23 protein-coding genes are annotated in these 25,927 nt (G+C 44.0%); 2 read left to right on the top strand and 21 right to left on the bottom strand.

Going from position 1 to position 25,927, the window contains the following annotated elements:
* Positions 1–114: 114 nt before the first annotated feature.
* The 5 genes from rplA to rpmG all read right to left on the bottom strand — a co-directional run bounded on the left by rplA (position 115) and on the right by rpmG (position 2,365).
* Positions 115–804: a 50S ribosomal protein L1 gene (gene rplA / locus V6984_RS04030; protein ID WP_342758522.1), complete on the bottom strand. Its 690-nt coding sequence runs from the start codon at positions 802–804 to the stop codon at positions 115–117.
* Positions 805–863: 59 nt separating this feature from the next.
* Positions 864–1,289: a 50S ribosomal protein L11 gene (rplK, locus tag V6984_RS04025; RefSeq protein ID WP_031391004.1), complete on the bottom strand. Its 426-nt coding sequence runs from the start codon at positions 1,287–1,289 to the stop codon at positions 864–866.
* Positions 1,290–1,444: 155 nt separating this feature from the next.
* Positions 1,445–1,960: a transcription termination/antitermination protein NusG gene (nusG, locus tag V6984_RS04020; RefSeq protein WP_342758521.1), complete on the bottom strand. Its 516-nt coding sequence runs from the start codon at positions 1,958–1,960 to the stop codon at positions 1,445–1,447.
* 15 nt (positions 1,961–1,975) lie between these two features.
* Positions 1,976–2,185: a preprotein translocase subunit SecE gene (gene secE, locus V6984_RS04015; RefSeq protein WP_031391006.1), complete on the bottom strand. Its 210-nt coding sequence runs from the start codon at positions 2,183–2,185 to the stop codon at positions 1,976–1,978.
* 30 nt (positions 2,186–2,215) lie between these two features.
* Complete coding sequence (rpmG, locus tag V6984_RS04010) at positions 2,216–2,365, bottom strand: 50S ribosomal protein L33 (protein ID WP_031391007.1); 150 nt, start codon at positions 2,363–2,365, stop codon at positions 2,216–2,218.
* 309 nt (positions 2,366–2,674) lie between these two features.
* Here rpmG and fliD point away from each other — a divergent pair, with 309 nt between their 5' ends.
* The gene (gene fliD, locus V6984_RS04005) at positions 2,675–3,991 is read left to right on the top strand and encodes a flagellar filament capping protein FliD (protein ID WP_342758520.1); all 1,317 of its coding nucleotides are present in this window, start codon (positions 2,675–2,677) and stop codon (positions 3,989–3,991) included.
* Positions 3,992–4,120: 129 nt separating this feature from the next.
* On the opposite strand, the gene V6984_RS04000 is transcribed toward fliD, so the two are convergent.
* The 5 genes from V6984_RS04000 to V6984_RS03980 all read right to left on the bottom strand — a co-directional run bounded on the left by V6984_RS04000 (position 4,121) and on the right by V6984_RS03980 (position 10,807).
* Positions 4,121–5,755 (bottom strand): acyl-CoA carboxylase subunit beta, encoded by a 1,635-nt coding sequence (locus V6984_RS04000; RefSeq protein WP_342758519.1) that lies wholly within the window; start codon positions 5,753–5,755, stop codon positions 4,121–4,123.
* Between the two features lie 227 nt (positions 5,756–5,982).
* Entirely contained in the window at positions 5,983–7,647 is a 1,665-nt protein-coding gene (locus tag V6984_RS03995) for a glycoside hydrolase family 13 protein (protein ID WP_342758518.1), read from the bottom strand.
* A gap of 43 nt (positions 7,648–7,690) precedes the next feature.
* Entirely contained in the window at positions 7,691–8,515 is an 825-nt protein-coding gene (locus tag V6984_RS03990; RefSeq protein WP_342758517.1) for a sugar ABC transporter permease, read from the bottom strand.
* A 42-nt stretch (positions 8,516–8,557) separates the two neighbouring features.
* The gene (locus V6984_RS03985) at positions 8,558–9,445 is read right to left on the bottom strand and encodes a sugar ABC transporter permease (RefSeq protein ID WP_342758516.1); all 888 of its coding nucleotides are present in this window, start codon (positions 9,443–9,445) and stop codon (positions 8,558–8,560) included.
* A gap of 72 nt (positions 9,446–9,517) precedes the next feature.
* The gene (locus V6984_RS03980) at positions 9,518–10,807 is read right to left on the bottom strand and encodes an extracellular solute-binding protein (RefSeq protein ID WP_342758515.1); all 1,290 of its coding nucleotides are present in this window, start codon (positions 10,805–10,807) and stop codon (positions 9,518–9,520) included.
* Between the two features lie 210 nt (positions 10,808–11,017).
* Here V6984_RS03980 and V6984_RS03975 point away from each other — a divergent pair, with 210 nt between their 5' ends.
* A complete protein-coding gene (locus V6984_RS03975; RefSeq protein WP_342758514.1) occupies positions 11,018–12,043 on the top strand; it encodes a LacI family DNA-binding transcriptional regulator in 1,026 nt (341 codons plus the stop codon).
* 104 nt (positions 12,044–12,147) lie between these two features.
* On the opposite strand, the gene glf is transcribed toward V6984_RS03975, so the two are convergent.
* The 11 genes from glf to pelG form a co-directional block, all read right to left on the bottom strand.
* Positions 12,148–13,260 carry a UDP-galactopyranose mutase gene (gene glf, locus V6984_RS03970; RefSeq protein WP_342758513.1) on the bottom strand — a complete coding sequence of 371 codons (1,113 nt, stop codon included), beginning with the start codon at positions 13,258–13,260 and terminating at the stop codon, positions 12,148–12,150.
* 31 nt (positions 13,261–13,291) lie between these two features.
* Entirely contained in the window at positions 13,292–13,630 is a 339-nt protein-coding gene (locus V6984_RS03965) for a transcriptional regulator (protein WP_342758512.1), read from the bottom strand.
* Positions 13,631–13,806: 176 nt separating this feature from the next.
* Positions 13,807–14,793: a glycosyltransferase family 8 protein gene (locus V6984_RS03960; protein ID WP_342758511.1), complete on the bottom strand. Its 987-nt coding sequence runs from the start codon at positions 14,791–14,793 to the stop codon at positions 13,807–13,809.
* 2 nt (positions 14,794–14,795) lie between these two features.
* Positions 14,796–17,117, bottom strand: a complete 2,322-nt coding sequence (locus tag V6984_RS03955; RefSeq protein WP_342758510.1) for a hypothetical protein — start codon at positions 17,115–17,117, stop codon at positions 14,796–14,798.
* Complete coding sequence (locus V6984_RS03950) at positions 17,101–18,564, bottom strand: flippase (protein ID WP_342758509.1); 1,464 nt, start codon at positions 18,562–18,564, stop codon at positions 17,101–17,103. Before V6984_RS03950 ends, V6984_RS03955 begins: the two co-directional genes overlap by 17 nt.
* Positions 18,565–18,576: 12 nt before the next feature.
* Positions 18,577–20,529: a leucine-rich repeat protein gene (locus V6984_RS03945; protein ID WP_342758508.1), complete on the bottom strand. Its 1,953-nt coding sequence runs from the start codon at positions 20,527–20,529 to the stop codon at positions 18,577–18,579.
* A gap of 36 nt (positions 20,530–20,565) precedes the next feature.
* Positions 20,566–21,933: a DUF4832 domain-containing protein gene (locus tag V6984_RS03940; protein WP_342758507.1), complete on the bottom strand. Its 1,368-nt coding sequence runs from the start codon at positions 21,931–21,933 to the stop codon at positions 20,566–20,568.
* A 23-nt stretch (positions 21,934–21,956) separates the two neighbouring features.
* The gene (locus V6984_RS03935; protein ID WP_342758506.1) at positions 21,957–22,754 is read right to left on the bottom strand and encodes a glycosyltransferase family 2 protein; all 798 of its coding nucleotides are present in this window, start codon (positions 22,752–22,754) and stop codon (positions 21,957–21,959) included.
* Entirely contained in the window at positions 22,751–23,968 is a 1,218-nt protein-coding gene (locus tag V6984_RS03930) for a glycosyltransferase (protein ID WP_342758505.1), read from the bottom strand. Before V6984_RS03930 ends, V6984_RS03935 begins: the two co-directional genes overlap by 4 nt.
* Positions 23,965–24,429: a DUF2304 domain-containing protein gene (locus V6984_RS03925; protein WP_342758504.1), complete on the bottom strand. Its 465-nt coding sequence runs from the start codon at positions 24,427–24,429 to the stop codon at positions 23,965–23,967. The genes V6984_RS03930 and V6984_RS03925 overlap by 4 nt, the downstream gene beginning before the upstream one ends.
* Before the next feature lie 14 nt (positions 24,430–24,443).
* A complete protein-coding gene (gene pelG, locus V6984_RS03920; protein WP_342758503.1) occupies positions 24,444–25,919 on the bottom strand; it encodes an exopolysaccharide Pel transporter PelG in 1,476 nt (491 codons plus the stop codon).
* Positions 25,920–25,927: the final 8 nt, after the last annotated feature.

Genomic DNA, 25,927 nt, shown 5'->3' with positions numbered 1-25,927 from the left:
TATAACACAATTCATTCACACGTCAAAATAACAAGGTCTTTCCTATGATATAAAAGGGCTGTCACACTAATCTCTTAGTGCGGCAGCCCTTGCAAACTCTACAAACAACGCATATTAGAACTTCGCTACGCTAACCTTTACGCCCGGTCCCATAGTGGAAGAAAGCGTAATGCTTCTTAAATACTGCCCCTTCAATGCTGACGGTTTTGCTTTTACAATAGCTTCCATCAATGCTCCGAAGTTCTGTGACAGCTGCTCCTCCGTAAAGGAAGCCTTGCCAACCGGTACGTGTACGATGTTGGATTTGTCTAATCTGTACTCGATCTTACCAGCCTTGATATCGTTAACTGCCTTGGTTACATCCATCGTTACCGTTCCAGCCTTCGGGTTAGGCATCAAGCCTTTCGGTCCGAGAACCTTACCGAGACGTCCTACAACACCCATCATATCAGGGGTAGCAACAACAACGTCGAAATCTAACCAGCCTTCGTTCTGGATTCTGGGAATAAGCTCATCGCCGCCTACGAAATCAGCTCCTGCTGCTTCTGCCTCGGAAGCCTTATCTCCTTTTGCGAATACCAATACTTTTACTTCTTTACCTGTACCGTTAGGTAATACAACGGCACCACGAATCTGCTGTTCTGCATGACGTCCGTCACAGCCTGTTCTGATATGAACTTCAATCGTCTCATCAAATTTTGCGGTAGCAGTCTTTTTTACAAGAGCGATCGCATCTGCTGCTTCATACTGAACGGAACGGTCTACCTGCTTTGCAGCTTCATTATATTTTTTTCCATGTTTCATTGTCAATTCCTCCTATGGTTCAACCGGCAATCATCATTGCCTCCCACTTTTACTTGTTATTAATCTTCTACTGTAATGCCCATACTTCTTGCTGTACCTGCGATCATGCTCATAGCCGCTTCGAGAGAAGCCGCATTCAAATCAGGCAATTTCAGCTCAGCGATTTCTTTTACTTTGTCTTTGGAAATCGTTGCTACCTTCGTCTTGTTAGGCACTGCCGAACCGGACTTAAGGTTGCATGCTTTCTTAAGAAGTACTGCTGCAGGCGGAGTCTTTGTAACAAAACTGAAGCTTCTATCTGCATATACCGTAATAACAACGGGGATGATAGTGTCTCCCTTATCCGCTGTTCTGGCGTTGAACTGTTTCGTAAATTCAACGATGTTGACACCATGCTGTCCAAGTGCGGGACCAACCGGTGGAGCCGGTGTTGCTTTTCCGGCAGGAATCTGTAACTTAATATATCCTTCTACTTTCTTTGCCATTTTGGCACCTCCTAAAATATTGTGGTCTGGCGCTTCATCCTCCATACGGTAAAAACCGATGGGATGATGCTCCCACTGCCCTGAAAAAATCCCCAAGGCTTTTCATGTTACTGATTTATATTTCAATCGGAAAAAGAATTCCGACAAAATATCGCTTACATCCTTCTTACTTCTGCAAAGCCAATCTCGACCGGCGTCTCCCTGCCGAAAAGCTCTACATTAATCGTAGCCGTCTGTTTGCCGTAATCGATTCTCTGTACGACGCCCACAGTGTCCTTCCAAACTCCGGCGACGACCGCAATCGTATCTCCCTCCGCAAAGTCCACGGAAATATTTTCCATTCGAATGCCAAGAGGTTTCATTTCTGCTTCCGTAAGCGGTACCGGCTTGCTTCCCGGACCCACAAAGCCCGTAACACCTCTCGTATTCCTGACGACATACCAAGTGTCGTCATTCATTACCATATTAATAAGAACATAACCCGGGAACATCTTTTTCTGAACATTCTTCTTAGCGCCGTTCTTCATCTCCACGACGTCCTGCATAGGTACACGGACCTCCAGAATCTCTTCCTCCAGATGTCTGTTCTCGATTGTCTTCTCAATATTGGCTTTGACTTTATTCTCATACCCGGAATAGGTATGCACTACATACCAATTTGCTTCTGACATTTATCCACCCTCACTCTATAACGTCGTCATGAAATCTACACCATACTGAATAATAAAATCGAGTACGGCAATGATTACTCCTACTACAACCGAGGCACAGACAACTGCTGTAGACTGTTTGAGAAGTGCATCCTTATCCGGCCATGTAATTTTCTTAAATTCAGTTTTTACACCTTTGAAAAAATCCGTCTTCGGTGCTTTATCTGTATTTGCGGAATCTCCCATATTGTACTCCTTTCAAAAATTACGGGCCAATTATTTAGTTTCTTTGTGCATAGTATGAGTCTTGCAGAATCTACAATATTTCTTTGTCTCCATTCTATCCGGATGTGCTTTCTTATCTTTTGTTGTATTGTAGTTACGCTGCTTGCATTCCGTACATGCCAATGTAATTCTCGTACGCATATATTTTTCCTCCAATTTTTGAGCATAAAAAAAAGACCTAAAACTAATCTCGTTTGATAACTATAACACAAGAAATCCGCATCGTCAACTGGTTAGAGCGGTTTTTGTCCTGATATTTTTAATTTATTTTTATATAAATCTATTCTTAATTTACTTTTCCCATCCGATATATATTATGGTTACTGTTCATGCATTACTGAAAACGGAGTGAACAGTAACGTTATATTTGTATATTATGTATATTGCCATATTTTAGGCTTTCATAATATAATAAGTAGATATTACATCAAGAGAAAGGAGGGGGACATTATGGCATATAACGGCGCTGTTTTAAGCAATATTCATAATAATTATCTGACTTCTTATGCGTCTAACAGGAATTCACGTTTTGACACACACAAGAAAAGCGAACTTCGCAGCATATACAATTCCATCGTCAAATTGAATAAGGATGCCCCTCTGTACAAACTCGACACCAGCAAAGAAGCCAAGACCTTCGCGGTGGGAATCAAGGAGGATGCCAGATCGCTTCGAAGCGCTATCGCTTCCTTAGGCGGCTTGGATGAGGAGAAAATCCTGAATAAAAAGGCCGCTTATTCCAGCAACGAGGATATGGTCTCCGTTTCCTTCATCGGAGAGCAAATCGAAGCATCCGGGAATCAGGAAGTTCCTTCCTATAATATTGAAGTCAATTCTTTGGCCTCCGGTCAGTTCAATATCGGAGTATTCCTTCCGGACACGAAGACAAAGCTTTCTCCGGATACCTATTCTTTCGATATCAGTATAAACGATTTGAACTACGAGTTCCAGTATAATATAAAAGAAAATGAAACTAACCGAGAGGTTCAAAGACGCCTTTCAAGGCTGATAACCAATGCGGATATCGGATTGAGGGCGGATGTCATCGACGATGGCAAAGGCAACAGCTCGCTTCGTTTAAGTTCTATTTCAGAGGGATTGAGGGACGGCAGTTCTTCCATCTTCACTGTTTCGGACGACCATACGAGCAAGAGCTCCGGTTCCGTTTCTTATTTCGGTCTGGATTATCTCGCACGCCCGGCTTCCAATGCAGGATTTTTGTTGAACGGAATGCCTCGCACTTCGACCGCTAATACCTTCACTGTCGATGGGCTTTATGAAGTTACCTTAAGAGGTATCAGCGGTATGGCCGGGCAGACAGCTACCATCGGTTTAAAGACGGACGTAGAATCCCTGACAGAAAATATCAATGCGCTCTTAAAGAGTTATAATTCTTTTATAGAGGATATGACCCGCTATACCGACAATTTTTCCGGCAGCCGCCGTTTGTTAAGCGAGATGAAGGGAATTACCGACCGTTACCAGAGCAGCTTCGACGTTATCGGTCTTAAGATTCAGGATAACGGAACGATTAATATCGATAAGGATGAATTGGCTTCGGCAGTTTTATCCAGTTACGCCAAAGAGGATTTTTCCTCAATTAAGAATTTTGCCAATTCCTTAATCCGCAAGACTGACCAAATATCGCTCAATCCTATGAATTATGCGAATAAGACTATCGTGGCATATAAGAGTCCAGGGAAGAATTATCCTACTCCTTATATTACGAGCGCTTATACCGGGATGTTGTTCAATTACTTTTGCTAATCATATAAGTGAATTTACATCACAAGGTCTTTCCTATAAAATAAAATAGAAGATGCGGTAAGGAATACGAATTTCGAATTCCTTACCGCATCTTTTCAGTGACTTTAACAGTTCATGTTCTCCGGCAATTTATAGAGGTATATTCCCATGCTTTTTGTAAGGGCTTTCCACCGATTTGCTTTTCAGCGCCTTTAATGCCTTTAATATTTTCTCTCTCGTTTCCTCCGGCTTAATCACTTCGTTCACATATCCCCTCGCGGCTGCCACATAAGGGTTTAAGAATCTATCCTCGTATTCCTGCTTGCATTGCTCGCGCATTGCCTGCGGGTCCTGAGCTTCCTTGATTTTACGTTTGAACGCAATATTTACAGCGCCGTCTCCACCCATAACCGCGATTTCCGCGATGGGCCATGCGAATACCATGTCCGCGCCCATTTCCTTGGAGTTCATAGCTATATATGCCCCTCCGTAGGCCTTGCGCATGATAAGGGAAATCTTCGGAACTGTGGCCTCCGCATAAGCGTACAGCACCTTCGCTCCGTGCCTTATGATTCCGTTGTGCTCCTGCTCCGTCCCCGGAAGGAATGCCGGAACGTCAACTAAGGTTACTAACGGGATATTGAAGCAGTCGCAGAAGCGAATAAAACGTGCAATCTTATCGGAAGCATGATAGTCCAGGGAACCGCCCATCATATTGGGCTGATTTGCCACGAAGCCTACGACCTCCCCGTCCATTCGCGCCCATCCGACTACAGCATTGGCGGCAAAATCCTTTTGCACCTCGAAAAAGCTTCCTTCATCCACGATGCATTCCAGCACTTCCTTCACATCATAAGCGCGTCTGGAATTATCCGGCACGATCTCTCTGATACGGTTCACTTTGTCTTTTTCCCCCTGCGATAAAGTCTTTCCAAGACTCCCGAACTTCTCGATTACCTTATTCACGCTAAATAGAACCGAAGGGCGCTCCTTTATATTCTTCACGACGGGCACCATTTCCTTGTTGTTCGACGGCAGATAAAAGAGAAGCTTTCTCACTCCCATAAGACAGTCGCCCTCAGATTGATAAACAAAATGTGCGACACCGCTCTTTTTGGCGTGTACCTGTGCTCCACCCAATTCATCTACGGATACCTCCTCGTTGATAACCGTCTTTACCACATTAGGTCCGGTAATGAACATCTTGGAGATATCACTTACCATAAAAATAAAATCACAGATTGCAGGCGCATAGCATGCACCACCGGAGCAGGGACCAAGAATGACTGAAATCTGAGGAATCACTCCGGAAGCCTTCGTATGGCGCAAAAATATGCCGCTGTATCCGCTGAGTGATGAAATCCCCTCCTCGATCCTCGCTCCGCCGCTGTCATTGATACAGATAATCGGGGCCTTCATCTGCATTGCCATATCCTGTATGTGGCAGATCTTATAGGAATGGTACTCTCCTAATGTTCCTCCGATCACCGTGAAGTCCTCGCTCGCCACAAATACCAGCCGCCCGCCGATTTCTCCATAGCCCGTCACTACACCATCCCCCGGCACCCGCCGTTTATCCAGATCGAAATCATCGATTCTGGATTCTACAAAACCATCCACTTCCACAAAGGTGCCTCTATCCAAAAGTATTTCTATTCTTTCTCTCGCCGTGAGCTTGCCGCTTTGGTGCTGTTTTTCGATTTTAGCAGTACCGCCGCCAAGCGCAGCCTTCTCGCGGCGTACCTCCAAATCCTTTATCGCTTCGTCCCAACTTCTGTTGCCCATCGTATAATACTCCTTTTTCATCTAATTTCATTGGATCTCTTTTAATTTGATTTTATAATATTTTGATATTCAAAGTATTTAGGAATATTATAGCACCATTTTTCATTTTTTCAAGAGCTTTTTTATTCAATAAATTGAAAACTTAATAAACAGAGACAAAAAAGCATACACTCGGTCTCACATCGCCCAGTATATGCTTTTTCCGTTTTTACTTATTTTTTATTCTTTTATTTATAACTCCATTCACATGTCTCTTTCTCCATATCAAAGATGGCTTCTATTTTTTCGCCCCTATTCAGTATCAGCTTTTCCCCGGTTGTATGAATCTGAAATCCATCCCCCGGTTTTATGTATTTCTTCCTGAAATCTGCCAATTCTTTGATAATATTCTCAGGAGAGTCCTCTCCCGTCCGGTCCTCCTCATATTCCCAGGGCATAGCCTTCCTGTATTCATTCTCGGCTACTCCCTCTATGCCTCTTTCATCTCCGTAAAAAATGCATGGTACTCCGGGCATCATCATCAGGAAGCAGACCGCCATTTTCCATCGCTTCATATTTCCTCCGCACAAGGACAGGAAACGGGGAACATCATGACTGTCTAAAATATTGAGCTGTCCTTCGGCAACCTCCTTCGAATAACGGAGATACATAGATGTTATTTGTCCGGCAAATGTGTCTTTATCTATGTTGCCCAATGCAAAAAAGTCTCTGCAATGCCTCCTGAAATCATAGTTCATAGTAGAATCGAACATATCTCCCCTGAGCCAGACTTCGGAATTCTCCCATACCTCCCCAATGAAAACCGCATCTTTATTTATCTCCTTTGCCGTTTTGCGGAATCTGCGCCAAAAATTCTTGTCCACTTCATTGGCCACATCCAACCGCCATCCGTCTACCCGGTATTCCTTCAGCCAATAACTGCAAACATTGCAGAAGTACTCCTGCACTTCAGTATTTGCAGTATTTAATTTGGGCATCTTCCTTTCATAGGTAAAACTGGCATAACCCGGAATCGTCGTCTCATCCTTCGGTCGGACAACCGGTTCTTCCAGACGGTAAAACCAGTCCCAATAGCGGGATTTCTTTCCTTTTTCAACAACATCCTCAAACGCAAAGAAATCCCAGCTGCAATGATTAAATACTCCGTCGATAACAATATACATGTTACGTTCATGTATTTTCTCTACCAGCTCTCGAAACTCCTCATTCGTTCCAAAACAGGGATCGATCTGACAGTAGTCTCTGATATCATATTTGTGACATTCTCCCGCCACAAAAATCGGATTCAAATACAAACAGTCAAAACCCAGTTCCTTAATATAATCCAGATTTTCCATGATTCCTCTAAGAGTTCCACCTAGTCTGGACTTGCATTTCTTCTTGTCAGACGCCTCTATTTCTTTTGGCATCTTTTCTATATAGCCCTTTCCCGTCGCGAAGCTGTCCGGAAAAATATTATAGACTAAGGCATTTTTAAACCATTCGGGCTCTTTATAGATTTCCGATTTAAGCAAAAAAGGATACTGGTAATATTCGCTTCTCCCATCTATCATAAATCCGTCGAGCTTTATGTCCGCCATTTCTTCCCTGAATTCATCGCCATAATAATATATCCATTCCTCGTCCTTTTCCAATTTGAAAAAATAGCATACTCTGCTATACGGGCTTTTAACCACGCATTCATAATAATCAAACAGTTCATCCGAATACACCGTTTCCATCAGTACACTTTGGAATTCTATCGGTACACTTCCGCACGCCCTGTCTGCATAATAGAGTGTACATTTCGTCAGATCCTGCTTTCCTGTGCGTATCCTGATCGTCAGCTCGAATTCTCCGGAAGCAAATGCATATTGGGAAAGCGGTATATGTAAAATTGCGCTTTTGTTCATGTTTGTATAGTTCTCCTCTCATAGGTTGAAAGAGGAAATTCTTTCAACCCTTTACTCCACCGGCCGTCAGCCCCGATACCATGTATTTCTGAATGCAGAAAAATACGATCAGAATCGGCATCGATACCATAATAGCGGCTGCCGAAAATAACGGCCAGCTCCTGCCGTAATCATTCGACTGCAATTGATACAGTCCTCCTGCCAGTGTATAGCTTTTTTCATTCATCATAAAAGTTGTTGCAAATAAATATTCATTCCATACAGATATAAGCACCATAACTGCAGTCACAACCACTGCAGGCATGGCAAGAGGTAAGACTATTTTCCATAGCAGCTGAAAATCTCCCGCCCCATCAATTCTCGATGCTTCCTCTATTTCTATCGGAATCGTATCAAAGTACCCTTTCATGTTCCAAATGCTGAATATACACATACTTCCCGCATAGATAACAACAAGCCCTATTTTCGAATCCAGCATTTCCATTGTTTTAAACAGCCTGAATATGGCAAACATGGAAAGTATCTGCGGAAAAGCATTCAGCACAAGTAAAAGCTTAAGAATACCGTTTCTCCCCTTAAATTTAAACCTTGAAAAGGCATAGGAAGCAACTACAGCAAAGCCTATGGCTATTCTCATGGTAGCCACGCTTAATATTACCGAATTGGAAAGCCATGTAAAAAAGGGTTCTTCCACAATAATCTTTCTGTAATTTTCCAGAGTCAGCTTCTCCGGCAGCAGAGAAAGTTCAGCCGATAAGGCACCGCCGCCGCCGCTTAAGGATAAGGAAAGTGCATATAAAATGGGTATCAGCCCTAAAAAGCATAGTAAAATCAATATGATATTCAACGCTATTAACTTTAATTTCATTCTCATTTTTTTTGAGCTTATTTTTTTCATAACTATACTCCTTTAATCTTCCTCTTTCAGTCCTTTATTCGTTCCCAGTGAAAATCCTATAATAAGCACAAAAATAATAATTGAAACCGCAGAAGACAAGCCGTAGTTATTCGATACAAACGCATTTTGATGAGCATATGTAATAACCGTCTGCAGCGAAGCCCCCGACAATGCTCCCTTTTGCATCGTTAAAAGGTAAATAATATCAAACTGCTTAAAGGTCGTAAATGTTGTCATAATAACTGCCGGAGCAATAATACCCTTAAGCGCCGGAACCGTGATGTAAATGTTCTTTGCTATAAATCCCGCACCGTCAAGCTGAGCACTTTCGTAATAGCTCTTGTCTATACTTTGCAGGGCGCCGTCTATAATCATAATCATGAAGGGCAGGGCCATCCATAGATTCAGGGCAAGACAGGACAAAAATGCCGGCATATTAGTTGATAAAAAGTTTACTTTTTCCAATCCTACGGCTGTAAGAACCTTATTAAGCAAGCCAAACTCCGTATTATATATTCCTACTCGCCATAAAAGGATCGAAACATATGCCGGCATCGCCCACGGAAACATGAGAAACGTTTTATACAGACGTCCGAGCTTAAGTCCCTCCGCGTTAAGCGCCAATGCAATAAGATAAGCGAGCACCACTTGAAGAACTATATTTACCACAGTCCATATAATCGTTGTAAGCAAAGCATTTAAAAAACCGGAATCCAGCTTTAGCAAGGCCCTTCCATAATTAGAAAAACCTATGACCTCAAAATCAAGCCAATGGTACAGATTCATATTGGTAAGTGAAATGTAGCCAGTATAAATAATAGGAAATACAACTATTATTCCTACCAATATAAGTGCCGGCAAAGTGTAAATCCAGGGTAACATTTTATTACTTCTTCTCATATTTTCGCCTCTGTTGTTACTATTCAGCTTGCGGCTTCATAGCAATCCTCTGTCTCTTTTTCTGTCGCATTGCTATTGCATATCTGCAATTGCCGTTTCTGCCTGCTTCTGGTATTCTTCCGCTGCCTCATTTACATCCTCTCCGGATTTGTTAACAGCCGTAAGCAAGCCTTCTGTCGGTGCCCACATTGCGTTCATTTGCGGGATATTCGGCATCGGCTGTGCCATTTCCGCAGTTGCCTTCATGGCCATAATCATTTCATTGCCTGCAACATCTTCATTCTCGTATGCCGTAATGTTTACGGGCGCACAATTAGAAATATTCGCAAGATCAATTCCTACCTCCGGCGCGGATATCGCTTTCAAGACCTCTGCTACTGCTTCTTTTTTACCCTCTGCCGCATATTTCAGCACACTGATTCCCTGTACACCGGAATAGGGTGCCAAAGTCTTTCCGTTAGGCAGGGTGAAATCGGAAAGCGCTTTGATTCCCAAATCTATCCCCGCATCCTTGATTCCCGAGATAAGCCAAGGGCCTCCGATAATTGCCGCCGCCTTCTTCTCATTAAATAATGTCGTTACCGTATTATAATCTCCGTCAGCCTGCAAAGCGGCAAACTTTTTGTTATATTCGATCGCATCCTTTGTTTCCTGCTTATTTAATCCCGGATTCCCGTCTTTATCTATAATGCAGCCTCCAAATCCGTTAATAAAAGGCGCTACATTGTACGCACCGGAATGTTGATTGACCAACGCATAAGTTCCAGCTGCTGCATCTGTATTCGCACTCATATACTCATAGAGCTCCTCTGTAGAATCCGGCACTTCGCCATTCCAAAGTTCCTTATTGTATAAAAACAGCAAGGTCTCAAAGTAAACAGGCATAAAATACTGTTCCCCTTTATAGGTACCCGCTTCTACCGACATAGGCAGCAGATCCTTCGTTAAATCTTCATCCGTTATATCCTTGATCGGTGCAAGAACACCCATCTCCACAAAAGTTCCCAGAGGATCATGGGCAAAGAAATACATATCAGGGCCGTTTACCGCATCGTTCCCATACAACTTAAGCTGATCTGTGATTCCGCTCTTTTTCTCGAAGCTAACGGTAATCAGCTTATCTGCCAGCATGTCATTCACTCTGGTTTCGATTGTCTTCATAATTGCTTCGTCGTTGTCATGCCATATCCTGATTTCCACCGGCTCTCCCGAATTGCTCGTCTCTACCCCCTGTGTACTTTCCTCTTCCTTAGTTGCCTCATTATCAACCGCTGCGCTGCTTGTTTGCGCTGAGTTCCCACAACCGAATAACGCTCCCGCAGCAAGCAGTCCGCATAACATCAAACTAATTTTCTTCTTCATTCTTGTTTCTCCCTTCTTATATCTCTTTATTTCTTGGAAAATTTTCCTAAAGATTTTTTGTTTACTATGTATTCCAACAATTGTTTAAGTTATTTCTACCATTTTCTTCTCTTATTCACAATAGTCTTTTGTATGATTTGTTTGACTTTGTTAGGAAAACGCTATACTATAACATTAAATTTGTAAATAATTTTAAGGAGCACCTTTCATATGCCTGTCACTATCCATGATGTTGCGAAAGAAGCGGGAGTTTCTACCTCCACCGTCTCCAAGGTATTAAACCATTGGACCACGATTTCATCCGATACAACCGCCCGTGTTAATGCTGCCATTATAAAATTAAACTATACTCCCAATGCACGTGCTGTCAGCTTTGCCAGAAAATCCACCAGAAATATTGTATATCTTACATCCCTCGGCAAGGATGAAGCGTACCGCAATCCCCATATGTTCGATATTATGTGCGGCGTGCATAAGGAACTGACAAAGCATGGCTATACCTTAACGCTTGTAGATACCTCCGACGAGGCTTTCCCCGGCGAAAGCGTGCACAATGTCATTGACGGGAAATATTCCGACGGTTTGATTATTCACGGTTCCGCCGTAACGAAAGACCTTTCCAAGCTAATTACAGAACAGGATTACCCACATATTATTATTGGTCATCCCGGATTCGAAAGCAACCTTTGCTGGATAGATCCCAACCATGCTCTGGCTGGTCAGTTTGCGGCAAGGCATATGCTTTTATGCGAATACAGCAGCGTGGCTTTTATCGGCGGGAAAAAGACCGACTACATATCCACGCAGCGGCTAAAGGGATTCGTGGGAGGCATGTATGATTACGGATATTATATCCCCGCTTCTCATATAGGATATACCGACTCCTCCATAACCGAAAGCTATGAAGCCGCCTATTCCATGCTGACAGACCGCCGCCCTCCCCGTGCGATAGTCTGTGAAAATAATACGATTGCTCTCGGCGTTGTAAAAGCCATAGAAAACCTATCGTTAAAAATACCCGATGAAATTGCGCTGCTTCTTTTTGACGTTTATCCTTATTCCAACATTATCTTTCCCAAGCCTACCGTCATTGATATTAACGTTTACGACATGGGAATACAAGCGGGAGACATTATGCTGAGAAAATTAAAAAACCCTTCTTTATTTGTACAAAGCTATACGACACTCCCTATTCTGATACAAGGGCAGTCCACGCAGCCCCTGCGAAAGCAATAACAGTACATTGTTCTTATGTTCAAAAAAAATAATTACCGGAGCGTTTCTTCCGATAATTATCCTTTTTAACTTTATTTCTAATTCCACATTCAGACCCTTCTGCTTCACAGTTGTTCCTCCGCCATAGCGAGAGCCTGAGCAATTACCTTATCCATATCATAATACTTATACTGTCCCAGGCGGCCGCCGAACAATACGTTTTCCTCCTGATGCGCCAGCTCTTCATATTGTTTGAACAACTCGTCGTTTCTCGCATCGTTCACCGGATAATAGGGTTCGTCCTGGGGTTTCCACTCAGCCGGATACTCTCTCGTAATGACCGTTCCTTGCTGAGTACCGAACTCGAAATGCTTGTGCTCGATGATCCTCGTATACGGAATTTCCCGCTCTGTATAGTTAACTACCGCATTTCCCTGATAATTATCGCATTCGGAAAGCAGCTCCTCTTCAAAACACAGGGAACGGTATTCCAAAGTGCCCAGACGATAATCATAATACTCATCGATCATGCCGGTATAAAGCACCTTTCCGAAGGAAACTGCCTTTGACAGCTCATTTTCTTTCAAAAATGCCCTATACTGCGTACCGGTACGCACGTCGATTCCCTCAAGAAGCTTTTCCACAATCGACGTATATCCGCCCACAGGAATTCCCTGATATAAATCATTAAAATAGTTGTTGTCGAAGGTAAATCTGAGAGGAAGTCTTTTGATAATAAATGCCGGCAGATCCTTGCAGTCCTTACCCCATTGCTTCTCGGTATAACCTTTGATCAGCTTTTCATACACATCTCGTCCTACCAGGGATAAGGCTTGCTCCTCCAGATTCGAAGGCTGCCCGATATTCAGGCCGGCAATCTGGGATTCTATTTTCTCCTTAGCCTGCGCCGGGGTCCGCACCCCCCACATCTTGCTGAACGTATTCATGTTAAACGGCAGGTTATATAATTCATTCTTGTATATCGCCACCGGAGAATTCACAAATCTGTTAAATTGGGCATACTGGTTTACATAATCCCATATTCTTTTATCGGAAGTATGGAAAATATGTGCTCCATATTTGTGAACGTTAATTCCAAGCACCTTTTCTGTATAAATATTTCCCGCAATATGCTCCCTCTTATCGATGACCAAACACGTTTTTCCATGCTTTTTCATCTCGCAGGCAAATACGGCCCCGAATAGACCGGCACCCACTACCAAGTAATCGTAATACATGAAATTTCCTCATAGGCAAACTGCAGCCTTTTTACTCTTTCATCTGATATTTTTCTAATTGTACGTAGTCCTCCATTAGTTCAAGAACCTTCTTACGTCCCGTCTTATTCAGCTTCACATAATACTGCATGACACGGTTCTCCAGAATCTTCTCGCCGAGCACCGCCCCTTTTTCAAGGGAGGAAAAATCTACCGGATTAAGATTCAGCTTATCGCACATCTTAATTACTGTTCCATATGCCATTCCTTCGATTCCTCTATCAAGAGCCGTAACTAAAGTACTATAAGGAATCTGCATCTCGATTGCAAATTGCCGCACACTTTTGTACTGTGACAAAATTTCTTTTTTTAATATTTCTGCTTTTATCATACCTAAACATCCTCCTATATTTCTGTTCGTGTTTTTATGTTCGTTCCTTCATCTATTCTGCCCCATTGGCATACATGTATACATCCTCCAGAGCTTTTACATTATAACATATATACGTTTTTTGGTCATCGGTTTGCAAAATATGTTATAAAAATTTAATAATTACATATTCATGTTTATTCTCTAATATGTGACAGCCAGCAGACAGACCTGTATGCCGCTTCCGAGAGAACCAGCGGCATATGGCGGTAAAACCAAGAAAACGCTTTTACCGAGGGCTTTCTGCCATCCGGCAGAAGCGGATCCTCCTTCCACGGAGAGATTGCTGCCGCTTTAAAATATTCCTCCTTCATCGGATGGGTGCAGTTCTCTTCCCACGGCCTGCCTACAAGGCCTGTAGTAAAATGAAGGATCGCCGGATTGCTCTTCGCCTCGTCAAGTTCTTCCTGAGAATAAAAACTCTCCATGAAATAAATGCGGCGTATCGTCTTCGCAGAAAAGGAATAAATGTTGGAGGTCGCGTTAAATCCAGGCTTCACTGCCAGCTTTCGCTTTCTGCATACACCGTTAATGGTACCCTGATCATGATGGGGCACATTGCCGTCAAACTGCCGGATGAACTCTGTGAACCGCTGTTCCAGTCCTTCGCTTCTCCAACCCTCCAGATCGATCAGCAGGATTCCGGCATTCACATAGTATTCCTCCTTATCCAGCCCGATTTTTTTCAGGAAAAAGCTGTCTACCGTATCCCTCACACCTGCCACCAGATATCCCTCTAAGTCAGCATTCCAAAGTTCATCTATCTTACCCCGCACGATAGTGTCGCAATCTAAATACAGCACCCTCGTACAACTCTTTGGCAGAATCGACGCAAGAAACAGCCTTGCATAGGAGGCGATGGATATTTTCCTGGCTCCCATGTGCAGATCCAGACTGGACACCGCCCTTTCCATGGAAATGAATCCAATCGTTCTGCAATACTGCCTTGCGATGGATTCGAGCTTATTCTTATTCTCCTCTAATATTCCGCAATCCAGTACAAAAACTTCTATCTCCTCGAAGCCCTCGTTCGAGCGAAATAAGGACAGCATGGAAATGCCCAGATATTTTGCATAGTTATCATCAGCCGCATATGCGACGCTTAGTTTTTTTTCATCTGTCATATTTACCACCCATTCTCTTCTATCACATTCTCATAATCCGCCAAATAATCTACTTGCAGGTCATAAGGACTGTAAGGATTCTGTTTCATGATATAAGCGATATAAATATCATCTTCGTAATAGACCTTGAAGTTTCGGGGATACATCTGTTTAAATTTCAGCGCCCAATAATATGCCTGGGACTCTATCGTCGCCCTTTCGAAATAATAATCCTGCGTATTGGCGAAATAAACGAAGTCCATCGCCGCATATTTCAAATCTACATTTACCGGTCCATAGAAATAGTCCTGTAAAACCTTTTTTTCTATGAAGAAGAAAACATATTCCGTAGGAAAGGTAAAGGCTTCCTGATTCTTATTTACCATATTGATAAATTCCGAAAGCTGGGTATGCCTGCCGTAATCTAGCACATCATAATATTCGTCCGTGGGCGATACGATGGTAAAGGTATTCTTTTCATAGGACTTCTTTATGTTCCTAAGCAGGTATTCCGACTCGTTATAATACGCCTGATTGACATCGAAGAAGGAATGGTACCAGCCTAAGGTAACGATCATATAAGCAGCCCCTATGCAGACTGCTGCCGAAAGCGCATTTAAAACGGCCCGGTAATACTTATTCTTCCACCCCCCCAAAACACGGAATGCAAAATCCACAGGCAGCATGTAGATGAAGCCGATGAAGGGCTCGGCAAAGGTAGAGGCTCTCGCCGCCGCGATCAGTTCCATCAGCCCTAACTGCTGTGCCGCTCCCAATGTACAGAGGATAATCATGTTAATGATCATCGCCATATAATCGTGCCCATAACATCTCGTCCTGCCATACAGCATTAAGAGTACCGCACAGACAGCACCAAAGAGCATACAAATAAACATAAGCCGAATCGCATCATACCCGAACATTGCAAGAATACCGAAGTTGATCAGCGCATTGAAATAAAACCGGAGAATTTCTACCGGTGTCATGACAGAATAATCTACCCTGACCTTTTCTATTTCCTCCTCCGCCTCCTCATCAGTATCCAGGGAACCGCCTATGTCATCCCTATCCAATGCTTCCGCCAGCTCCGACTGGTAATCAGGGTCGCTTCCCACCCATTCCTCTCCGGTCATAACACTGGTAGCCCAGGCCATGGATTCCTGAAACGGGATTCCCTTCGCCAGACAAGCTCCCATGGGAAGAACCGCGATGAACGCCCCCATAATGCCGCAAAATAATAAGGGAATAAAATATTGCTTTTTAAATATCCTGGGAATATAGCCGATGCCTATCGCCGCCACGAGGAAAATCGCCGCAATCGCCGTGTAAAAATGGTATGCGATGACCAAACCTACGCAGAGCATTAGGAGAATCTCCTCCGACCGGATATACCTTCGATTAATATAGGAACCTGCACGGAATATTCTGCGAAGGCGGGAATCCCCTTCAATTACGAACTTCTTCCTATCCTCGTGCAAATACCTGATCATGAAATAAGCGATCCCTACTACCGCATACATCCCCGCCTCCTGCGGAAGAGAAGCAGCATAACGGCCTTGATTCAGCATAAAGCTGATAATCACAACTACCGTAACCGGCGTGTATTTCCCATGGAAGATTTCTTTCGCCAGAAGAAACAGCCCGACGAAGAGCAGAACCGTCTGGTAGGCTCCTGCGTAGAGCAGTATTTCGCGCAGATTCAGTCCAAACAGCACGCGTATGATGTATGTCATGGCATGCATTCCGAAAGGATATATTCCATCAGAAAACAAGTTCCCCTGCTCCAGCTCGTAAATCCAAGACTGATGTACCGGTATATCGGAGAATTGATAGCAATGATAAAGCATAACATTGTGCGTCAGGAACCATATATTATATACGATCAATCCTGCCATAAGAAGAGTTTCCAGCCAGTGCCTCAGCATATAGCGCCAAACCATCCAGCCGCCTATCATTCTTATAAGTTTCTTCCACCATCCCGCGATCTCATGCAGAAGGTAGATGAGCAGTCTGTTATTTCTATATGCCTCCCAGAAAGAGTCAGACCATTCCTTAATGCGTCGAAAAAACTTTTTGTCGGAAAAGTTCCAGAGAATCAGAAGATAAATGACAATATTGCAGCCGATTACCGTTCCCCTGTTGCATATATCCAAAAAGCCAAGAAGAAGTACGAGATTGATCTGAAGGCTGGCTTGCGTAATCACACAGAACCAGAAACGGTATGCATAGCTTTTGTTCTTAAGATGATTTCTCCATACGAAAAGCGGAATCAGAAAATCTCTGACCGCACAGCTTAGCAAAACGAGTATCATAGACAATATATAGGCATTAGTATCGACTATCACCTTCCGCATCCCCTCCTTTAATAATATCCCTCACATTCCGGTACTCCCTGCTTATAAATATCACGTAGATTCCGCAGCCGAGCAGATATACCGCACCTCCCGCAAGAATCTGCATGGGAAGCAGCAAAAACGGATTTATATTCAATCCGCACATGGAATAAGTCACCGCAAACTCGGCTCCTCCGCAGACCATAAATGGCAAAAGCATCTTAATGAGCTGGCTGAGTCGATAGACATCCTTAATATAGTGCATCTGGTAAACACAGACCAATATCTCTGCACATAAGGTTCCAATCACCGCGCCGGAAGCACCGTAAGGCGGAATCAGCAGCAGGTTGAGAACGATATCTGTAACCGCTCCCAGCGTTACCGAACGGATATAAATATTTTCCCGCTTGAACGGAATCAAATATTGGGTCTGCACCATCTCGGCCAGACTCATCGGTATCATGACCATCGCAAGCTCCATCGTCAGCACGATTGCCGGCACATACTCTTCTCCGAAAAACCACGGAATGAATACCGGGGAGACTCCGGCGATTCCGAAGCACAGCGCACAGCTCACGAAGCTGTTAAACCGGATGGCATTCCTCATCTTCCGTAGACCCTCCTCGATCCGCTCGTTCGCCACCAGATTGGAAATTCTCGGAAGCATTACAGTATCCAGCGCGGACATTATCCCCTTCGGCAGATTGATGATATTCTCTGCATAAGTATAAAACGCTACGATGGCCGTACTTTTCGTCATAACACCCAGCATGATTTTGTCCATCCAATGGTAGCTGCTAAGGGCTAATAAGGGGACGAACAGCTTTAAGTTCGGTACGATATGGCAGACGATATCCTCCTTCTTCAGGCGCACCCATTTTATCTGCCGGAATAAAAACGGAACGAGCTGGATCTGCTCCAGCAAAAAGCAGGCACTCATCACGCAGGTATAGACCCACAAATCCTTTTCCGAATGCACGAATATAAAAACACCTGCAATAATGAGCGTTCTGGAAATCAAACTCCGAATCATCGTAATACGAAACCGCTCCATGCCGTAAAAGAACCAGCTGACGTCAAAGAGTATGGATCCCACATACATAAGCTGCATCCAATACACAACACTATCCGCTTTAAAAACAGTCACGATGAGAAGGATAAAAATGAGAATGGAAATAATGGAGGTAAACACCTGCATGGTATAGATTCCCCAAAACACTCTGCTTCTCTTCTCTATATCATCCCTGCAGGATGCAATACTCCGGTTTCCATAATTATCCAGCCCCATCTTGCCGAACATAATAAAATAGCAGGCCACCGTACTGGAAAAGGCATAAAGCCCCACCTGCTCCGCTCCCAGCACACGTGCCACATAAGGAGTGACAACCAACGGCAGAATGCAGATGGAAAGCCTGTATATTACATTATATATATAATTTTTCTTCACTTGTGAACCCATTGATAACATCCTTTAGCCGGCAGAAGCAGCCTCGTTCCCTTCGATTTCGGGAATCCGCACCTGCGTATGCCTGTCGAAGGCCGTAGGCGAGATAGAGGTATCTCCTGACATTATAATTGCATTGGTAAGCGAGCTACATTTCGCAAAAGCCTGATGGTTAATGGAAAGCACTTTCTTAGGAATCTTGACGAGCTTTAAATTCCGGCAGCCGTAAAAAGTCCGCATAGGAATCCTCTCGATTTGGTTAGGAAACAGAAAATAATCCAAGGTCTCGCAGTGCATAAAAGCACACTTTCCTATGCCTTTCAGCGCATCGATCTGCGGAATCGCCACTGTCTCCAGCTCCTTGCAGTATGCGAAGGCATAGCTTCCTATATATTTCACCCCTCCGGTCAGAACCACATTCTGCAGTCTCCGGCAGCCCAGGAAGACTCCGTTTTCTATTGTCTCCAATATGCTGTTCACACCGAATTCCACCGACAGCAGACCGGTACAACCCAAAAACATATAGCGGGGAAGCGTGCCTAGCGCGGTAGGATATAAATTATTCGTCCTTTCCTCTCCGCGATGCAGGTAGGTAAAGGATAGCTGCCTTAAGGAACAGCATTCGGCAAAAGCGTATTTGCCGATTTGCACGATATTGGAGGGCAGACTCATCGTTTTTAACAGGCGGCAGCCCGCAAAAGCATAATCTCCGATTTTGCCGAGGCGGCTTCCTTCTTTGAAGGTGACATAGCGCAGGTTCCTGCATTTATGAAAGGCGTAGGCTTGAATTTCCAGTACTGTATTAGGTATTTCCACGCTGATCAGATTATCACAGCCATAGAACATGCCTTTCTTAATTACCGTCACATATTCCGGGATGACAATACTATTAAGCTTTTTGTCAAAACAAAAATGAAGAGACTTCTTCTCATTATATTCACGGGCAGAAGAAAACTCAAGTGGTATTTGTTCATCCTTCTCCGGCTCGCAGGGAGCCTTCAGCGCTTTTACCTTTTCCAGCTTCCCGTTTTGAATCATATGTATATCCCGATTCAAACGAAGCTTTCCGGCCAGCATCCGGAAGGCACGCTTATTCCATTTCATCATATAATAAACGCTTTTTGCAGCCTTCTTGAAAAGCATCCAGACAGAACGCAGCGGCGACTTGATGAAGTACATATAAATATAGATGAAATAGTTCAGCCACATATAGTTGACTCTTGCAAGAAAGAGCATACGCCCATAAAAATTCTGTGTCATGCGCTTATTCACCAGGAAAATCTCCGTATATTTATACAGAATCTTCTGTCCATCCTTAAAATCATTCCAGTCATAGGCTTCGTCGTCAGACGTAATCCTGCATTCGCACAAGGAATCGGCAGGAAACAGAATCCTTTTTCTGCGGCTTAGCCGAAACAGCATATCGCCGTCGCAAAAGTTGACAAACTGTTCGTCAAATCCGCCCTCTTCCAGCACTGCCGCCCTTCTGTAGATAACCTGACCCGGACTCCTCGCCGGATTGTCTAGCAGCCATAGAGAGGAATCCTCCTCCGGGTGTTCCATCAAAGGCTCTACTTCCAACTCCGATCCCCGCTCGTCCATGAGTATTCCACCGCTGCAAGACGCCGCTGCCTCCGGCGAATCTTCCAGCCCGCCGATCTGTAATGCAGCTTTATCCAACCGCCATATATCATTGCTGCTCAAGTATGCGATATACTCTCCCTCCGCATTCCCAAGCATCTGATTACGGATAGCTGCAATCGAAAGAGAGGGGTCCAGCCTCACATACTCTACCTCCGGAAAATCGATCAAATCTTCCTGCATCCCCAGACTGTATAAGCTATCGGGCTCATTGGCATCCACCACCAGCACCTTAATGGGAGCATAGGTCTGGCAGAGAACACTTTGCAAAGCCCGGACAAAGCTTAACGAAGTATTTCTTCTTGCAATTAAGATAACATTCAATAATAAATCCGACATAACTTTTCCTTTACTCTTACACAAAAACTGCGCACCCTAAGAAATCACCGTAAAATTGCCAAGATTATAATTTCCCATATGATCCGCCGACGAGAAGGTATCAGCCAGCTGAATCGGACTGTCCGCCTGCGGGTCATAAATTCCTATACATAAAATATAACTGCTTAAGCCAAATTGCTCCGTAGAAATCAACGCTTCCAGTTCCACCGGCTCTTCCGGCATCCACATACGGGTGTCCGTATCCACCCCGTATTCGTATATCTCAGAAAACGAAGCGTCGCGAATTACAAACTTCACCTCATATTTATGGTAACAGGGCGCGAAGCCCCGGTTGACTATCTTAACAGAGGCCTTAAATCTTCCGCTTTTATCCGGAGCAATGGACAGGGACGCTTCTTCTACCGTAAACCGGTATCCCAAATGAGCTTCTATGTATTCGAAAGCCGTCTTCTCCTTCCATAGCGTCTCGTTTACACCTGACTTGGAAGCCTTCCATTTATTCAGTACTTTCTCGTCATAATCGCTGTGAAGATAGGAGATCCTCATCTTTCTAAGCACCTCCAGCGCAGGACCTGCGTCGTTACCCGGGCATTCGTTAATTACCTCTCCTCCGTTGGCGACGTATCGGCACAACTGGTTCTGGAATTCCAGCTCATCCTTTCGTGTCCACTTTTCGCTGTAGGATTTGGAATCCTTCATACCCACATTTCCATAGGTTCCAAAATCCGTGTCAGAAGCCATGATGCCGTCATTAAATAAGGAAAACCGCGCCTTCTGAATATCCGTGAAAGCAACAGCCCTTTCTAATGGCCGGCAGGTCTTGAAAAGCATTCGCCAAAAGTTCGGGCACCTCAGTGCAATCTGGGTATTTTCTCCAGAGCATTCGTACAGATGTCTGGCTAATCTGGCGATGTGCCGCTCGCTTAAGTAACGGGAATTATGCATCTCCCCCCAGCTTCCGATAAAAAGGCCCTGAAGGATGTAAATATGCTTCGTATATTCCTTCAGCAGCGGCTCGAGCTGGCTCATATGGTTCATAATAACGGCAATATCCTTCGGCTCGCTCAATATCCCCTTTCCTTCCCAATCATATAAAAAGCGTACCACCATTTGCTTTTTCAGCTCAATAAAACGTTCAAAGATCATGCGTACAATTTCCAAAGCTTCTTCCGGCAACTCCGTCTCGTTAAAAGGCAGAAGATTGATTTCCACAAGGCAAAGCTGTTTCGAGGGCTCCGCCCGCACCTCTTCAATAGGCACTCCCTCTACGGCCTCCGTCCTACTGTCAGCAAAAAAACGGTAGATGGAATAAAATCCGCAATATGGATTGTATAAAGCCTCCGCCTTTTCCGTTCGGGGAAGCGGAATCCATTTCAATTTTGTAATCCTACCCTTATATTCCATAAAAGAATTCCCTTCTGCATCATTTACTTCTGTAATCCTCTTCTTACACGAATGGAAACCGTCCAGATGCTAAGAGGCATGATCATCATATAGGTCAACTGCTTCAAAAGTCCGGTGTGCATACTCACTCCTGCCGTCCTCTCGTGCATGACGGCGGTAGTCTCTTCCACTTTGTATCCCAACAAAAGCATCTGTATTATCATATTTGCATCTGGATAAAAATAATCAAAGTTGCCGTAAATAGAATAATAAGTGAAAGCTTTTCTATTTAATCCCTGTAACCCGGAGGTGGGGTCCGTAATCTTCTTGCCGGTCATCTTTTTAATCAACCATGAAAACATATTGATGGACAATCTCTTTATACCGGAAATATGAAAGGATTCGCTTCCTTCCACAAACCGCGAGCCTATGACAATATCCGGCAGGCTTCCGTTTTCATTCGGCGTAGTCAGGCATTGATAGATATGGGAGATATTTGAAATATTGTGTTGTCCGTCCGCATCCAGCTGGATGACATATTCATAGCCCCGGCGCACCGCATATTTATATCCTACCTGAAGCGCCGAGCCGTATCCCAGATTAAATACGTGGGTAACCAGGGATACACGGTACGACTTTGCGATATTCCCCGTCATATCCTTGGATGCATCGTTGATCACAAGAATATCCGCGAAGCTGCGTATCTCCGGCTTACAAAGCTGGTCGAACAGAGCCGTCATATTCTCTTCCTCGTTAAATGCGGGAACAATAATCAATACGTTATTCATAAAGAAATCCTCCTTCGTTACAGCTTCGCCATACAGCTTAACTGTCTCCCTCATTTTTCCTCAAGCATAGAAAGCAGTTCTTCCAAATCCTCGGGGAATTCCAGTTTTTTCTCAAGTACATGCTGTTCATAGCTTATTCTAAGCGCCGAATCGTCAATCACAGTTTTCAGTCCTCTCGCCAGCTTATCCGCATCCAAAGGCAGAAGCATACCGTCGTAACCGTTCTTGATTTGCTCTCTGTTGCCGGTACAGTCCGACGCAACAATGGCCTTTCCCAAAATCTGCGCTTCCTCTATGGCAATGCTCTTTCCTTCATAACGGGTAGCATGGACATAAATATCCGCCTGCTTTATATAAGGATAGGGATTCTCCCTTACTCCAAGGAGGAAAAAAAAATCTTCCAGCTTGAACTTACGGATCAACTGCTCCAAGGCCTTTCTCTCCATACCCTCTCCTATCACATACCAGCGAGCGTCACAGCCCTGCGCCCGCAGTTTGGCTAACGCTTCTATTGCAATATCATAGCCCTTCTGGTAATGAAGCCGTCCTACGGTGACAAGGCGGATTCCCTGAAATTCATCCGTAAATCCCTCATTCTCCTGCGCCTTTTTCCTAATCCCCCGGATATCCAGAAGATTGCGAAACAGCCGAATCTTATTCCGGTACTGAGGATAGACCTTACAAAACTTCTCGCCTACCTCTTCGGAAACGACAAAGATTTTTTCCGCCTTCTTATAGCAGTCCATATCCATATCTAAAGTATAGCCAGCTTTTTCATAATCGATGTGGATAAAGGCAGCTTTGTGTTTCGCATTTACCCTATCTGCAAGACAATAGGCCGACGCTCCTTCTATGTAGGCCACCGCCAAATCGTAATCGCCTGCTATCATGGGACGCCCCTCGGCTAACAGCCGCCAAAAAAGCTTGTCATATTGCAGTTTTCTTCCTTCCTTTTTCTGCATTCGGATATTGCGAAGCATATCGGGAAGCAAACGAAAACCGGTAAGTTTATAGAAAAACGAACACAGCACGCTTGCAGCAGCATGCGCATGACCTTTGAAAGAAAGAACAGAACCGTTTCCTATCCGCTTATTCAAAATGCGAACATCCTCAGGTACCTTGTCGAACAGTTCACCGCAGGGAATGACAGTGTAGAGAAAAAGCTCATACTTTTTCAAAGAATCGAGCTTTTTAAGAAGCTCAATCAAAGCAGTCTCCGCTCCGGCCCGGCCCATTGTGTTGATAATAAACAATATGCGCTTTTTCATTTTGTTTGCTCCATAATGGAATCCACCGGTTCCTCAGAAATCGTTGGCTCCTCCATATCTGCATGCTCTTTGATAACTCCTTGCAGCTGCACCAGCTCCCCATCCCTTTCTATCAGTACCTTCAAGTGACTATTTTCCTCATTCAGCAGGGAAACCTGCATCGCCAGCTCCTGCACCCGGGAGGACAGCTCCGCTATTGAATTATAACAATTGAATATTCCATAGGCCGCCAGAACGATAGCCAGTGCGAATATAATAGAAGGCGGATATTCTACCGAAAACAAATCCGAAATAAAATAAACCAACTGGGGAATCAGTCCAAATAAAATGATGATAAATCCCCCGATAATCCAGAACAAACTCTGTTTCTCCGTCATCTTACGAACGATACTGGCCTTTCGCGCCATATAAATCAAAACAATACCCGTAAAACATACAAAAATTCGAAGTGTAATAGACATATGTGCCCTCCTTGTCATCGTACCTTTGATTTTTTCAAATCCGTTTTCCCTCTATATATATTATAAACATCCGCCTCCGGCATATCCGAATTCACTTGCTTCAGCACTGTTCCCCGGCAGAAGATGTGATTATCCAGGTTTTTCTCCACGGAGCGGAGCCTGAAATAGGAAAAGGTAAACGCTGCAAACGCCGCCGCCGTAAATCCCGCCCCATACCAGATAGCAGGCAGCCTTGCGGAAAATATAGAGCCTATAAGCGCTACTCCCGCAAATATAATGCCGTTTATCATTGCTCCTGTCAGATCATCGAAGTAATACAGGAACAAAAGCTCTGAATACATCAGATAGGAAATGAAATATCCCACGGCAAGCTGAGGATATATCTCCATAACCATCCCCGAGAATCCCATAAAGGGAAGTACCACGATTGCAACCAGATAGACAATGACTGACACGATGAACTGAATATGCACAAGGGAGAGAAGCTGCGAGGAAAGCCCTCTAAACATCCGCTTCTTCGCCTTCTCGATACTATCCAGTTTGCCGCCGATAACGGCCTCCGTATAATCCTTATATCTCTCGTGGAAATGCATTTCCACTCTGGAGATGAACAGCACACTGGCAGAAATATTGGTGAACATGGCCAGACAGGATGCCATATCATAAGGCTGATTGCTTACGTAGGTATTACGGACGACCATGTGCCACGGCTGGGTCCAGAATACGAAATTATGAATGAACAACCCCAGAGTATAAAGAAAATTAGAAACGATCAGTTTCCAGTATATTCTGTAATAATGAAGCACAGCTTTATAGTTTCGGCTATTGGCCGGAAAGTATTGCAGCACATTGGCAAGCTCCAGGGATGCAATGAGCAGAAAGCCAATAGTCAGCGAAAGCAGCATACTATACGTAATAGAAAATCCAAGTCCAAAACGGAAAATCGCGGACAGAATAAAACTTACCCCCATGCAGCATATAAAGTATAAGGATATTTTCTTATACTGCTTTAAAATCGAGTTATACACCATCGTGGAAAAGGTCAGTGACAACCCAAGAAATCCCATATAAGTAGTAAACACATAATATACCGGAACGCCGCCCACTATGGTTTCATAAATATAGAACGGAATCGCCACCATGGAGGAAAAGGTCAGGTTTGTAATCGTTCCCACATAAATACAAGGTCTGATATCCTCATATCTCTGCTCATATATCTTATCCGTCTGGAATTTCGACAGCACAGAGTTAAAAGGGGCGGAGGTCAGAAGGGAAAAGATGAATATATAGAGAATGCTGCTGGAAAACGTCTCTCTTTCCAGATACCCTACCGTATCGAATCCCAGCACCTTATACATCGCAAACAGACAACCGATGACCACCAGCATAGGTGCAATCGTGTATACAAAGCTAAAGCCTATCCCGTAAAGGGCGGCGGCTACCGACCGTTTATCGAATATTTTATTTAACTGAATGCCAAGACCGGCCATATGCTATG

Source organism: Kineothrix sp. IPX-CK (genome assembly GCF_039134705.1).
Lineage (GTDB): Bacteria > Bacillota > Clostridia > Lachnospirales > Lachnospiraceae > Kineothrix > Kineothrix sedimenti.
Note: the sequence above shows the minus strand (reverse complement) of the source record. Positions and strands in the feature narration are given on the sequence as shown.